The organism is Actinomadura sp. J1-007 (assembly GCF_009793335.1).
In the GTDB taxonomy this organism is placed as follows: Bacteria; Actinomycetota; Actinomycetes; order Streptosporangiales; family Streptosporangiaceae; genus Spirillospora; species Spirillospora yumaensis.
This window is the reverse complement of sequence record NZ_WING01000001.1, coordinates 1616177-1628429: the sequence shown is the minus strand read 5'-3', so window position 1 is coordinate 1628429 and position 12253 is coordinate 1616177. Positions and strand designations below refer to the sequence as shown.

Genomic DNA, 12253 nt, shown 5'->3' with positions numbered 1-12253 from the left:
ATGAAGGAGCCGCGGATCCTGTTCGTCCACGCCCATCCGGACGACGAGTCCATCGGGACCGGGGCCGTGATGGCCAAGTACGCAGCCGAGGGCGCCCACGTCTGCCTGGTCACGTGCACGCTCGGCGAGGAGGGCGAGATCATCCCCGCCGAGCTGGCGCACCTGGCCTCCGACAAGGAGGACCGGCTCGGCGAGTACCGGATCGGTGAGCTCGCCGAGGCGTGCGCGGCGCTCGGCGTCCGCGACCACCGGTTCCTCGGCGGGGCCGGGCGGTGGCGCGACTCGGGCATGATGGGCGCGCCCACCAACGACGACCCGCGCTGCTTCTGGCGCGCGGACGTGGACGAGGCCGCCGGGGCGCTGGTCGAGGTGGTCCGGGAGGTGCGCCCGCAGGTGATCGTCACCTACGACGAGCGCGGCAACTACGGCCATCCCGACCACATCCAGGCGCACCGGATCGCGCGCCGCGCGTTCGAGCTGGCGGCCGACCCGGCCTACGAGGGCGCGGGCGGCGCCGAGCCCTGGCGGGCCGCGAAGTTCTACGCCTACGCGACGCCCCGCACGGTGCTGGCGCGCGCGATCGCCGTGATGCGGGAGGCGCGGCTGCCGTTCGCCCGCGTCGCCGGGCTGGACGAGCTCGGCTCCGGCGTGCCGGACGGGCAGGTCACGACGGCCGTGGACGCCCGGCCGTACCTGCCGGCCAAGCTCGCCGCGCTGCGGGCGCACCGCACGCAGATCGTGGTGGCGCCCGAGCAGGTCGGGCCGTTCTTCGCGCTGTCCAACAACCTCGGCCAGCAGGCGTTCGGCACGGAGTACTTCATCCTCCAGACGGGCGAGGCGGCCCCGGCGGGGCCCGGCCGCCGCGAGAACGACCTGTTCGCCGGGCTGCCGGACACGCCCGCCTGAACGCCTGGATACGCTGACCTTCGTGGACAAGGACGACGACACCCCGCCGAAGGCGGCCCTCGCGAAGCAGGCTCCCGCCGAGGACGCCCCGGCGAAGGGCGCCGCGGCCGGCGACTCGGCGGACGCCGGCGCGACCGCGGGCGCGACCGCCGCGGCGCCCGCGGGGAGGGGCCGTTCGAGGCGTTCGTGGCCGGCGCGGCGTACGCGGCGCTCGGGCTGCTCGGCGGCGTCGTGGGGCTGCTCGGATCGTTCGCCCTCAACTGGTCCACCGGCGACGTGCCGGTCGCGGCGGTCCTGCTCGTGCTGCTGGTGTTCGCGATGGTGCGGCTGGCCGGATGGGGCATGGCCGGACGGCTCGGCGCGGCGGTCCCCGCGGTGGTGTGGGGCGTGGTCGTGATGGTGCTGTCGATGCAGCGGCCCGAGGGCGACCTGGTCGTCCCGGGCACGGCGGCCGGGTACGTCTACATCATCGGCGGGCTGGTCGCGGCCGTGCTCGCGGTGTCGCGGGTGCCGTCCAACCGCCCGCCGGGCGAGTGGCTGACGGTCGGGGCGGGCCGTAGCCGCGGGTAGCCGCCCGGGTACAGTGGTCGCGTTGTGAACGCCGAGCCAGCGCCGTCCGGGCACTCCGCCGCGCACGACCGGCGGGACGCCGACCGGCGGGACGCCGCTCGCGACGCCCGGCGAGGCACCGGCGGCGGCGTCGATCCGGCCCTCTACCGCGACGTGGCCGGACGGTTCGCGACCGGCGTCGCGATCGTCACCACCGTGGCGGACGGCTCCGACCACGCGATGACGGTCAACGCGTTCACCTCCGTGTCGCTCGACCCCCTGCTCGTGATGTTCTGCGCCGAGAAGGCCGCGCGGTTCCACGCCGTGGTGCTGGACAGCGGCGTCTGGGCGGTCTCGGTGCTCGGCGAGGAGCAGCGCGGCGCGTCCGACTGGTTCGCGACGCGCGGGCGGGCTCTGGACGGCCGGCTCGACGCGTTCGAGCACACCAGGGGCCCCGCGACGGGCGCCCCGGTCCTGGCCGGCGCCGTGGCCGCGCTCGAATGCCGCACGTACGCGGTGCACGACGGCGGCGACCACAGCATCGTGGTCGGCGAGGTCCTGAGCCTCGACGTGCCCGATCCCGACGCGCGCCCCCTGGTCTACTACCGGGGCGGCTACCGCTCCCTCGCCTGAACCGCCGGGACCGGCCCGAACGAGCCCGTACGGGACGAGCCGCCGTCCTCGTTCGGGAGGGCGGCGGCTCGTCGGGACGGTCGGCGGGGTCAGCCGGCGACGGGAGCGGGAGTGGGATCGTTCGCGTCGGTGGGAGCCGCCGGAGCGCGGTAGCTCTTCACCCCGAGGCAGGCGGCGGCGCCGACGAACATCAGCACGACGGGCAGGATCATCGTCGGCTTCATCGCGTGGACGAACCCGTGGCTGAACACCTGCCCGGCGATCTCCTGCACGCGGTGCGCGACGGCCGTCGGGGTGCCCGGCGGGAGCTTCTGCGCGCCCGCGTGCTGGCTCGCGCCGACCTCCAGGCCGCCCTTGGCGGCGCCGGAGAAGCCCTCCACGAACTTTTCGCGCATGCCCGGCGGCAGCGCCGCGGACCGCGAGGCCGCCTCGCTCTTCAGCGACTCGGCGAGCTGGTTCTGGAGCAGCGCGCCGACGGCCGCGCTGCCGAGCACCGACCCGACCTGCCGGGTCGTGTTGTTGACGCCGGACGCGGCGCCGGCCAGGCGCGGCGGGACGTTGCGGGTCGCCTCGGTCGCCATCGGCGCGAACACCCCGCCGACGCCGAGTCCGGCGACCACCAGCGGCGCGATGAACGCCGTCCAGGACGTGCCCGGCTCGACGATCAGCACGATCCACGCCATCGCGACGCCGTACAGGGTGAGCCCCGCCATCAGGATGAACTTGCCGCCGATCCGGTCCGACAGCTTCCCGGCGACCGGCGCGAGGAACATCGAGACCGCCGAGGACGGCGCCATCACCAGGCCGGCCTTCAGCGCGCTGAAGCCGAGCACCGACTGCATGTAGATCGTCATCGGCAGGAACATGCCGATCATGCCGATCGACACGATCGCGCCGACGAGGTTGAGGATCGTGAAGTTGCGGTCCTTGAACAGCGCGAACGGCACCAGCGGCTCGCCGGACTGCTGCGTCCGCTGGTGTGCGAGGAACGTTCCGAACAGCACGAGCGCGGCCGCGATCAGGGTCCAGATCCAGACGTTCCACTCGTACTTCTGGCCCTCGGTGAGGGCGAACGTCAGGCAGAACAGCGACGCGCTCACCAGCGCGACGCCGACGACGTCGAAGCGGTGCCGGACGGTGCGGGCGTTGGCGGGCAGGATCGGCACCGCGAGGGCCAGCACGAGCACGCCGATCGGCAGGTTCACGAAGAAGATCCACCGCCAGTCGAGGCTGGTCACCAGCAGGCCGCCGATGGTCGGCCCGGCGATGGTGGACACGCCCGCGACCGCGCCCCAGATGCCGAGCGCCGCGCCGCGCCGTTCGGCCGGGAACGTGTCGATGATGATCGACATGGTCTGCGGCATCAGCATCGCGGCGCCGAGGCCCTGCACGGCGCGCGCGGCGATGAGCTGGGTCGGGTCCTGCGAGATCCCGCACGCGAGGCTGGCGAGGGTGAACAGCGCGACGCCCGCGATGAACAGGTTGCGCTTGCCCCACAGGTCGCCGAGTCGGCCGGCGGTGATCAGCAGGACGGCCAGCACCAGGATGTAGGAGTTGTTCACCCACAGCACCTCGTCCAGCGAGGCGTCCAGCTTGTCGATCATGTTGGGGATCGCGATGTTCACGATCGTCAGGTCGAGCAGGGTCATGAAGAACCCCAGGGACAGGGTGATCAGGATCGCCCAGGGGTTGCCACGCCATCTGGTCATGGTCTCGTCGTCTCCTCAGCGACGGGCTCGTCGCGTTCGTGGTCGGGATGGCAGGCGGTCACGCTGTCGTCGTCCTCCCAGGTCAGCCGGCCCGCCTCCAGGTCGCCCGCCAGGCCGCGGACGAACTCCAGCTCGCCGCGCACCCGCGTGATCGTCCACTCCTGGTCGAGCAGCTTGTGGCGGGCGAGCCCGCGCTTCAGCAGCGCCTCGTGGGCGGTCTGGTGGGCCGCCAGCAGCGACTCCAGGGCCACCTCGCGGGCGCGGAGCTGGACCAGCGCCTCGGTCTCGGGGAGCAGGTTGACGAACGCGAGCGCCGTGCCGAGCAGCGGGAACTCCTCGGCGGGCTTGGCGAGCAGGTCGCTCATCCGCATGTGCGCGGTGTCGCGGCCGGCGGCGGTGACGGCGTACACGGTGCGTTCGGGCCGGCGCCCCTCGCGGCTGGTCTCCATCGGCTCGATCAGGCCGGACGCGGCGAGCCGTTCCACCGTGTGGTAGAGCGCCCCGTGCGTGATCTTGACGGCGTGGTCGTAGGCGTGGTCCCGGATGCGCTGCTGCATCTCGTACGGGTGCATGGGCCCGCCGCACAGCATGCGCAGCACGGTCAGCCCGAGCGGGGTGATCGGTCTGGACATGGCGGCGCCCTCGAATGTGGTCGGGTTGGATTAGTCCACTCAGACTAATCCAACCGGATGCCACCTGTCACATCCGGGGCGAACCGGACGGACCGGGAGAGGGGCGCCAGGGGTGTGGCGCGGGAGACCTCGGTGCTCAGAGGTGTTGCGGCGGTACGGGCCGTGGCGCGGGGAGGAGCAGGCCCGACATGCCCTCGGCGCGCCCCACGGCGACGTGCAGGGAGCGGAGGGCCATCGGCCACCGCCCGCACGCCGTGTGGACGGCGACGGCGGCCAGCGGGCGCACGACCGCCCGCGCGCACGCGTAGGCCCCGCAGTGCCGCCGGTGGACGCGCCCGGCGCCGCGCGCCGCGTGCCGCGCCTTCGCGCGGTGCCCGCGGTCGGAGGCGCCCCGGTCCTCGGGATTGTGCCCGTACGCCCGGACGTCCGGGTCGGAGGCGAGTTCGCGCCCGGCCCGCAGCCCGCGCAGCAGCAGGTCGGGTCCCGCGCCCGACTGCCACGGGGCCGCGCAGCCGATGCCGAGCGACTCGTCGAAGCCGCCGACCTCGGCGAGGAACGCGGCGCGGAAGAAGCAGGTGCCGGTCGGCGCGTGCGTCCACACCGTGCGCGCGTCGAGCGGGCCGGGCTCGTCCTCGATCGGCGCGGTCGCGGGCCGCCGCCCGGACGCAAGGAGCCGTCCGGCCACCACGTCGGGTCCCGCCCCGATCGCGCGCGCCGCGCGGGCGAACGCGTCGGGCTGGTACCAGATGTCGTCGTCGGCGAAGACCACGATGCCGGGACCGTCCCGTTCGATCACCGCCGTGCCGCCGGTGCCGCTGGTGCCGCTTGGCTCGTCCGCGCCGTCCCGGGCGGCGAGAGCGGCTCCCGCGGACGCGGACGCGGACGTGGCGGCGAGGTCGAGGGCCGCGAGGCCGGCGTTGCGCGCGGCGGAGAGGCCGGGGCGCGTCCCGGCGGGCAGGGCGAGGCGGCGGACGGGGAGGAGCGCGGCGCGTTCGGCGACGACGACGCGCGTGCCGGGGCCGGGGTCGCGGTCGACCACGACCACGTCGGCCGGGGGCAGCGTCTGGCCGGCGAGGGAGAGCAGCAGCCGGTCCAGGAGCCTCGGCCTGCCGACGGTGGCGACGACGACCGCGACGCGGGGGCCGGAGGAGGGTGCGGGCGACATGCGGATCATTCTGGGAGGCGCGGGCCCGCGCGGCCCCGAGTCCAGAAAGAGCGTGTCGACCTGCTTTATAGGGATTCCTGGGGATCTAAACGGGCCGCCGCCGGGCGCCGTTGACCGGCGGCGGCCCTGGTCCGCGCGTCCCCCGCGTCCCGGCGGTCAGCCCTTGAGGGCGATCTCCAGCTGGTACAGCGCCCAGTCCAGGTCCTCGCGGCTGATCACCAGGGGCGGCGCCAGCCGGATCGTCGTCTCGTGCGTCTCCTTCGCGAGCACGCCGAGGTCCATCAGCCGCTCGCTCACCGGGCGCGCCCGGCCGTACAGCTCGATGCCCGCCCACAGTCCGCGCCCGCGCACCTCGCGGACGGCGTCGGACGGCAGCTTGCGCAGCCGCTCGTGCAGGTGCGCGCCGAGCTCGCGGGAGCGTTCCTGGAACTCGCCGGTCTTCAGGATCGCGATCACCTCGCGGCCGATCGCGCAGGCCAGCGGGTTGCCGCCGAACGTCGAGCCGTGCTGGCCCGGCTTGAACACCCCGAGCACGTCCACGTCCGCGACGACCGCCGAGACGGGCATGATGCCGCCGCCGAGCGCCTTGCCGAGGATGTAGACGTCCGGCACGACGCCCTCGTGCTCGCAGGCGAACGTGGCGCCGGTGCGGCCGAGCCCGGTCTGGATCTCGTCGGCGATCATCAGGCTGCCGTTGGCCGTGCACAGCTCGCGCACGGCGGTCAGGAACCCGTCCGGCGGCACGACCACCCCGGCCTCGCCCTGGATCGGCTCGACCAGCACGCCGACGGTCGCCTCGTCCATCGCGGCCCGCAGCGCCTCGACGTCGCCGTACGGGACGGTGCGGAAGCCCGGCGTGTACGGGCCGTAGGACTCCCGGGCCTCGGCGTCGGTCGAGAAGCTGACGATCGTGGTGGTGCGGCCGTGGAAGTTGCCCTCGAACGTGACGATGTTGGCCTGCCCGGCGGGCACGCCCTTGACCTCGTACCCCCACTTGCGGGCGGTCTTCAGCGCCGTCTCGACGGCCTCGGCGCCGCTGTTCATCGGCAGCACCATGTCCTTGCCGCACAGGTGCGCCAGCTCGGCGGTGAACGGGCCGAACTGGTCGTGCTCGAACGCGCGGCTGACCAGGGTGGCGCGGCCCAGCTGCCGCTGCGCGGCGGCGGTCAGCCGGGGGTTGCGGTGGCCGAAGTTGACCGCGGAGTACGCGGCGAGCATGTCCAGGTAGCGGCGGCCCTCCACGTCGGTGACCCAGGCCCCGTCGGCCTCGGCGATCACGATCGGCAGCGGGTGGTAATTGTGCGCGCTGTGCTCCTCGGACAGGGCCCGCAACTGGTCGGATCGGCTCACGACGCTCCTTCGCGGATCGGCCCGGCCGGTCCGGCCGGGATCGCTGAACGCACCGGACGGTGGCCCGGTGCCGAGGGGAGGGGGTGGCACGCGGCCCGGTGGCCGCGGGCCCTGCTCACAGCGTATGTTCGGGATCAACCAACGACCAATGACGAAAACCGACTTCGGGGGTGTTATTTGTTGCGTCTTGACGAGCTGGACCGGCGGATCGTTGCACGGCTCCTGGAGGACGGCCGCGCCTCCTACGCGCAGATCGGCGATCAGGTCGGGCTGTCCGCGCCGGCGGTCAAGCGGCGCGTCGACCGGCTGCGCGCGGACGGCGTGATCAACGGCTTCGCCGCGGTCGTGGACCCGGCCGCGCTCGGCTGGACGACCGAGGCGTTCATCGAGATCTTCTGTACCGGCGCGACGTCCCCCGAGCAGATCTACTCCAGCGTCCGGGGCCATCCGGAGGTCGTCGCCGCCTACACGGTGAGCGGCGACGCGAGCGCGCTCGTGCACGTCCGCGCCCGGGACATCCAGCACCTGGAGCAGGCCCTCGAACGGCTCCGGCGCGAGGACAACATCACCGCGACCAAGACCGCGATCGTGCTGTCCCGGCTGCTCGGCCGCCCCATCGACGCGCCCTCCTCCGCCTGACCCCGCGCCGTTCGCCCGCCGGTCCGCGCACCCTGATTACCCACCAGTAGGCTGCGGGCATGGACTTCGCGACCGCCGACCTCATCGACGACTTCGGGGACGAGCTGCGCAGCTGCGAGACGCAGTTCCGGCAGTACGGGGGGCGCGCCGCGTTCGCCGGGCCCGTCGTCACCGTCCGCTGCCACCGCGACAACGGCCTGGTGAAGAGGCTGCTCAACGGGCCCGGCGAGGGCCGGGTGCTGGTCGTGGACGGCGGCGGCTCGCTCGCCTCCGCGCTGATGGGCGACCAGATCGCGGCGGCGGCCGTCCGCAACGGCTGGGCGGGCGTGGTGATCAACGGCGCCGTCCGGGACGTGGCGGCGCTGCGCGGCATGGACCTCGGCGCGAAGGCGCTCGGCTCCAACCCGCGCAAGAGCGCCAAGGACGGCGCGGGCGAGGTGGACGTGCCGGTGGAGTTCGGCGGCGTGCGGTTCGCGCCCGGCGACCGGCTCTACAGCGACGAGGACGGCATCGTCGTCGCGGGCCGTGACCTGCTCTGACGGCGTGAGCTGCCAGGGCCGTCCCGCCAAGATCGGCTAACTCGGCCATTGCCGTGTGACCCGGGTCTCCTTAGCGTCGCGGTCAACGACGGAGACAGGGGTGACATGCGCGCCAAGAAGAGTTGGCTGGTGCCCGTCGCGGCGATCGCGCTCGCCGCGGGGCTGGGGGCCGTTCCGGCCGCCGCGCAGCCGAAGCCGCCGATTCCGAAGCCCACCGCCAATCCCTGGCAGATGCGGCACTGGCCGCAGACGCAGCCGTGGCAGCAGGGCCAGCGGGCGCGCGCGTTCGCGGCCGGCGCGCCGCGGCCCATCGACCCGCAGAACTACGAGCTGCCCGACACCATGACGTGGGACGACTACAAGCCCGTCCCCGGCACGTCGTGGGTGGACCCGTCCCGCCGCGGCTCGATCAAGGACTTCAAGGGCGCGGTCGTGCTGGTCGACTACCCGAACCAGCCGTTCGTGGTGACGCAGCCGAAGAACTCCACCATCTTCGGCAACCCGACCGTCGTCGGGGACGTGCCGCGCGACAAGGTCGCCAAGTTCTACCAGGACTTCCTCAACAAGCCGCAGGACCTCAACCACGGGCACACGCTGCACGAGTACTGGATGGAGGACTCCGGCGGCCGCTACGGCGTGGACCTCACCGCGTTCGGCGCGTACCGGATGCCGGCCAAGGACCACGAGTACGGCGTGGACGACTTCCAGGAGGGCACCGGCTGCCCGGCCGGCGACAAGTGCGAGCGCGACATCCGCGAGGACGCGCGCGCCGCGTGGGTCGCGGACGTGGGGGAGGAGACCGCGAAGAAGTACGACTTCGTGTTCTTCCTCTCCGCCGGGCAGGACGAGTCGTCCACCTGGCAGGAGTTCGGGCAGATGAAGTTCACCACCAAGGAGGACGTCCCGCCGGAATGGGGCTCGGGCGACCCGGCCCTGCCCAACTGGATCAAGACCCGGTACGTGGACTGGACGTCCTGGCAGGCGGGCTCGACCCTGTGGCCGAACGCGGTGCCCGGCAGCTCCACCCAGGCGGAGAGCTCGGGGCAGGGCGTGTTCGCGCACGAGTTCAGCCACATCCTCGGCATCGGCGACAACTACAACAACCCGTACGGCGTCCCGCCCCGCCGCGCGTACACCGGGCCGTGGGAGATGCTGAGCCGCGGCAGCTTCAACGGGCCGGGCGGCCCGCACAGCCGGTGGATGATCCCCGCGACGGGCGGCGCGTCCATGGGCTCGCAGCACACGCTGCGCAACAAGCTGAAGCTCGGCATCGTGGACGCCGGGAAGGTGCTCCAGCTCGACCGCGACGCCCTCGCCGCGTCCGGGACGGTCGTGGCGAAGGTGACGGCCCGTGCCGCCGAACCGGGGAAGAACGAGCTGGCGGGCATCAACCTCAAGTTCGGCGCCGGCGGTGACAAGAGCCCCGCGTGCGACCCGCGCCAGGACCCGCTGTGCGACGGCGACGCCAAGCACAAGTACGACAACTACACGGTCGAGGTCGTGGACCGGATGGGCTTCGACTCGTTCACGCCCGACTCCGGCGTGCTGCTCTCCAAGACCAAGAACAGGGACGACGCGCCGTTCATCTGGGTGAAGGACGCCAACCCGCAGGACATCGACAAGGTCGACTTCGTCCGGCCGGACGGCACGCCGCAGAAGATGACGATCGGCGACTACCGGCAGCTCTCCGACGCGCTGTTCCACGCGGGCACGAACAGCGGCAGCCAGTACGAGTACGTGGACAAGGAGAACCGGCTGCACTTCTACGTCCTGGACCTCAAGCGCGACCGCGCGGGCGTGCTGTCCTACACCGTCGCGATCCGTTCGCTCGACGGCGCGGGGCCGCAGAAGCGCGGCGTGAAGGTCGACTCGGGCACCGCCAGGCCCGCGGGCTCCGGCTGGACCAAGTGCACGATGGCGCTGCACAACCGCGGCAAGGGCGGCAGCGGCCACTACGGCTCCGACGTGTTCCGCCTGAAGGCCGACGTGGCGGGGAGCGGCTGGCGGACCTGGCTGCCCAACGAGCTCGCCACGGCCGCGAACGGCGGCGGCCAGAACGTCGAGGTGTGGGCCAAGCCCGCCCCCGGCGCCGACCGCAAGGCCAAGCTCCGCCTGACGGCCAACTCCGAAAGCGACCCGACCAAGACCGACTACGGCACCTGCCGCCTCCCCTGACCCGAGGCCGGACCCCTGAGGGGCGGCTCCCCGATCACTCGATCGGTGAGCCGCCCCTCCCGCTTCCCCGTTCGTTCAGGTGCGTGCGGGGACGCGCTTGGCGGTCGTCTCGCGCGCCCGCGCGGGGGTGCGGGTTTGGAGGGTGTGGGAGAGTGCGACGGCGGCGAGGGCCGCGAGGGCCATTGCGGCGCCGACCCAGCCGACGGAGCGGTAGCCGAACCCGGCGCCGATCACCAGGCCGCCGAGCCACGGCGCGAGGGTGTTGCCCACGTTGAACGCCGAGGTGACCGACGCGCCGGGCAGCGTTCGCCCGTGGCCCGCGCGGGCGTAGACCAGGACGTTCGCCGCCGGGTTGGTGGCCATGCCCGCCGCGCCGAGCAGCGGCACGAGCACGATGACGGCCGCGGGAACGGACGCGAGGAGGGCGAGCGCGGCGGAGATCGCCACGACGCCGGCCATCCCGGCGGCGAGGAGGGCGTGCGGGCGCGCGTCGGCGATCCGGCCGCCGGCGGCGATGCCGATCAGCGAGCCGACGCCGAACAGGGCGAGGACGGCCGGGACCCACGCCTCGGGCAGGCCGGTGGTGCCGGTGAGCAGCGCGCCGAGGTAGCTGAACGTCGCCATCATCGAGCTGAAGCTGAGCGCGACGATCGCGTACGCGACCCAGATCCGGCCGTCCCGCATCGGGCGCAGCTCGTCGCGCAGGCTCGTGGCGCGCCGTTCCGGGCCGGTCCGGCTCTTGGCGGGGACCGCCGCGAACACGCCGATCATCGCGATCGCCGACAGGGCCGCGACCGTCCAGAACGCCGCGCGCCAGTCCGCGTACTGGCTGATGAGCGTGCCCGCCGGGACGCCGAGCACGGTCGCCAGCGTGATCCCCGCCGTGACGATGGCGAGGGCCCGTCCGCGGGCGCCCGCCGGGACCATGTCCGCCGCGGTGACGGCCGCGACCCCGAAGAACCCGGCGTACACGAACGCGCCCGCGACGCGGGTGGCGAACAGCGGCGCGTACCCCGGGGCGAGCGCTCCTGCGACGTGCGCGAGGACGAACGCGCCGAGGAACGCGAGCAGCGTCGTGCGGCGCGGCAGGCGCAGCGTGGCGAGCGCGAGGACGGGCGCGCCCACCACCATCCCGACGGCGAACGCGGAGATCAGCAGTCCCGCGTCGGGGACCGAGACGCCGAGGTCGGCGGCCAGGTCGGGCAGCAGCCCGGAGAGCATGAACTCCGAGGTGCCCATGGCGAAGATCGCCAGGCCCAGCACGTGGACGGCCGGTGGCATGCGGTGCATGCGGGAGCCTCCTGTATTAGATAGGTCAGTACAAAACAAGGGCGTGAGAAAGGGCGGCCGTCGCGGTGCGGGCGGCCGCCCGTGGGGTCAGAGCGCGTTCATGGCCGAGGCGGCGATCCCCTCCAGCGCGCGGCGGTCCGCGCCCGCGCGGGCCGCGACGCGCATGCCGCTGACCGTGGCGATGACGAAGTGCGCGAGGCCCGCCGCGTCGCGGTCGGCGGCGATCTCGCCCGCGCGCCGCCCCGACTCGATCGCGGCCTCCAGGGCGTCCCGGCGCACCGCGTAGTCGCGTTCGAGCATCGCCGCGACCCGCGCGTCGCGGGGCGCCAGCTCCACCATCGCGTTGACCACCAGGCAGCCGGGCAGGTCGCCCGCCTCGGTGTCGACGGCGCGCCGCAGCACCGCCCGCACCCGCTCGCGGACGGGCAGGTCGCTCTCCAGGATCGCGACGACGTCGCCGGTCATCTCGTCCATGTAGCGGCGCAGCGCCTTCTCGAACAGGTCGTGCTTGCTCTTGAACGCGTTGTAGATGCTGCTGCGGCCGAGCCCGGTGGCCCGGCACAGCTCCTCGGTCGAGGTGGCCTCGTAGCCGGACGCCCAGAACGTCCGCATCGCCGCCTCGACCGCGCGCTCCTCCTCGAAGGTCCTCGGCCGTGCCATGGGATC

The 12253-nt window shown here is 73.4% G+C and carries 12 protein-coding genes; 6 read left to right on the top strand and 6 right to left on the bottom strand.

Translation table 11 applies throughout. The features are described from left to right. The 3 genes from mshB (at nucleotide 1) to GEV43_RS07355 (ending at nucleotide 2088) form a co-directional block, all read left to right on the top strand. The gene (gene mshB / locus GEV43_RS07365) at nucleotides 1-906 is read left to right on the top strand and encodes an N-acetyl-1-D-myo-inositol-2-amino-2-deoxy-alpha-D-glucopyranoside deacetylase (protein ID WP_160820032.1); all 906 of its coding nucleotides are present in this window, start codon (nucleotides 1-3) and stop codon (nucleotides 904-906) included. Nucleotides 907-1092: 186 nt separating this feature from the next. Next, nucleotides 1093-1476, top strand: a complete 384-nt coding sequence (locus GEV43_RS07360) for a DUF6113 family protein (protein ID WP_160820031.1) — start codon at nucleotides 1093-1095, stop codon at nucleotides 1474-1476. Between the two features lie 24 nt (nucleotides 1477-1500). Next, nucleotides 1501-2088: a flavin reductase family protein gene (locus GEV43_RS07355; protein WP_160820030.1), complete on the top strand. Its 588-nt coding sequence runs from the start codon at nucleotides 1501-1503 to the stop codon at nucleotides 2086-2088. Nucleotides 2089-2177: 89 nt separating this feature from the next. Here the strand turns inward: GEV43_RS07355 and GEV43_RS07350 are convergent, their stop codons facing one another. The 4 genes from GEV43_RS07350 to rocD all read right to left on the bottom strand — a co-directional run bounded on the left by GEV43_RS07350 (nucleotide 2178) and on the right by rocD (nucleotide 6944). After that, complete coding sequence (locus GEV43_RS07350; protein WP_160820029.1) at nucleotides 2178-3797, bottom strand: DHA2 family efflux MFS transporter permease subunit; 1620 nt, start codon at nucleotides 3795-3797, stop codon at nucleotides 2178-2180. After that, nucleotides 3794-4429, bottom strand: coding sequence for a PadR family transcriptional regulator (locus GEV43_RS07345; RefSeq protein WP_160820028.1), 636 nt, complete (start codon nucleotides 4427-4429; stop codon nucleotides 3794-3796). The genes GEV43_RS07350 and GEV43_RS07345 overlap by 4 nt, the downstream gene beginning before the upstream one ends. A 136-nt stretch (nucleotides 4430-4565) precedes the next feature. Next, nucleotides 4566-5594 carry a glycosyltransferase family 2 protein gene (locus tag GEV43_RS07340; protein ID WP_160820027.1) on the bottom strand — a complete coding sequence of 343 codons (1029 nt, stop codon included), beginning with the start codon at nucleotides 5592-5594 and terminating at the stop codon, nucleotides 4566-4568. Between the two features lie 156 nt (nucleotides 5595-5750). After that, nucleotides 5751-6944, bottom strand: coding sequence for an ornithine--oxo-acid transaminase (rocD, locus tag GEV43_RS07335; protein WP_160820026.1), 1194 nt, complete (start codon nucleotides 6942-6944; stop codon nucleotides 5751-5753). 180 nt (nucleotides 6945-7124) lie between these two features. Here rocD and GEV43_RS07330 point away from each other — a divergent pair, with 180 nt between their 5' ends. From GEV43_RS07330 to GEV43_RS07320, 3 genes are all read left to right on the top strand, one after another. After that, nucleotides 7125-7583, top strand: coding sequence for an Lrp/AsnC family transcriptional regulator (locus GEV43_RS07330; RefSeq protein WP_160820025.1), 459 nt, complete (start codon nucleotides 7125-7127; stop codon nucleotides 7581-7583). Nucleotides 7584-7642: 59 nt separating this feature from the next. Continuing rightward, the gene (gene rraA / locus GEV43_RS07325) at nucleotides 7643-8122 is read left to right on the top strand and encodes a ribonuclease E activity regulator RraA (RefSeq protein WP_160820024.1); all 480 of its coding nucleotides are present in this window, start codon (nucleotides 7643-7645) and stop codon (nucleotides 8120-8122) included. A 105-nt stretch (nucleotides 8123-8227) separates the two neighbouring features. After that, a complete protein-coding gene (locus GEV43_RS07320) occupies nucleotides 8228-10297 on the top strand; it encodes a M6 family metalloprotease domain-containing protein (protein WP_160820023.1) in 2070 nt (689 codons plus the stop codon). A 75-nt stretch (nucleotides 10298-10372) separates the two neighbouring features. Here GEV43_RS07320 and GEV43_RS07315 read toward each other — a convergent pair whose 3' ends face one another. Both GEV43_RS07315 and GEV43_RS07310 read right to left on the bottom strand, forming a co-directional pair. Then, a complete protein-coding gene (locus tag GEV43_RS07315; protein WP_241682824.1) occupies nucleotides 10373-11587 on the bottom strand; it encodes a Cmx/CmrA family chloramphenicol efflux MFS transporter in 1215 nt (404 codons plus the stop codon). Nucleotides 11588-11674: 87 nt separating this feature from the next. Then, nucleotides 11675-12247: a TetR/AcrR family transcriptional regulator gene (locus GEV43_RS07310; RefSeq protein WP_160820022.1), complete on the bottom strand. Its 573-nt coding sequence runs from the start codon at nucleotides 12245-12247 to the stop codon at nucleotides 11675-11677. Between the last annotated feature and the right edge of the window lie 6 nt (nucleotides 12248-12253).

Excerpts from the sequence above, each read along its gene's own strand:
- mshB (WP_160820032.1), top strand. The coding sequence starts at position 1 with ATGAAGGAGCCGCGGATCCTGTTCGTCCACGCCCATCCGGACGACGAG.
- GEV43_RS07350 (WP_160820029.1), bottom strand. The coding sequence starts at position 3,797 with ATGACCAGATGGCGTGGCAACCCCTGGGCGATCCTGATCACCCTGTCC.
- GEV43_RS07345 (WP_160820028.1), bottom strand. The coding sequence starts at position 4,429 with ATGTCCAGACCGATCACCCCGCTCGGGCTGACCGTGCTGCGCATGCTG.
- GEV43_RS07340 (WP_160820027.1), bottom strand. The coding sequence starts at position 5,594 with ATGTCGCCCGCACCCTCCTCCGGCCCCCGCGTCGCGGTCGTCGTCGCC.
- rraA (WP_160820024.1), top strand. The coding sequence starts at position 7,643 with ATGGACTTCGCGACCGCCGACCTCATCGACGACTTCGGGGACGAGCTG.
- GEV43_RS07320 (WP_160820023.1), top strand. The coding sequence starts at position 8,228 with ATGCGCGCCAAGAAGAGTTGGCTGGTGCCCGTCGCGGCGATCGCGCTC.
- GEV43_RS07315 (WP_241682824.1), bottom strand. The coding sequence starts at position 11,587 with ATGCACCGCATGCCACCGGCCGTCCACGTGCTGGGCCTGGCGATCTTC.
- GEV43_RS07310 (WP_160820022.1), bottom strand. The coding sequence starts at position 12,247 with ATGGCACGGCCGAGGACCTTCGAGGAGGAGCGCGCGGTCGAGGCGGCG.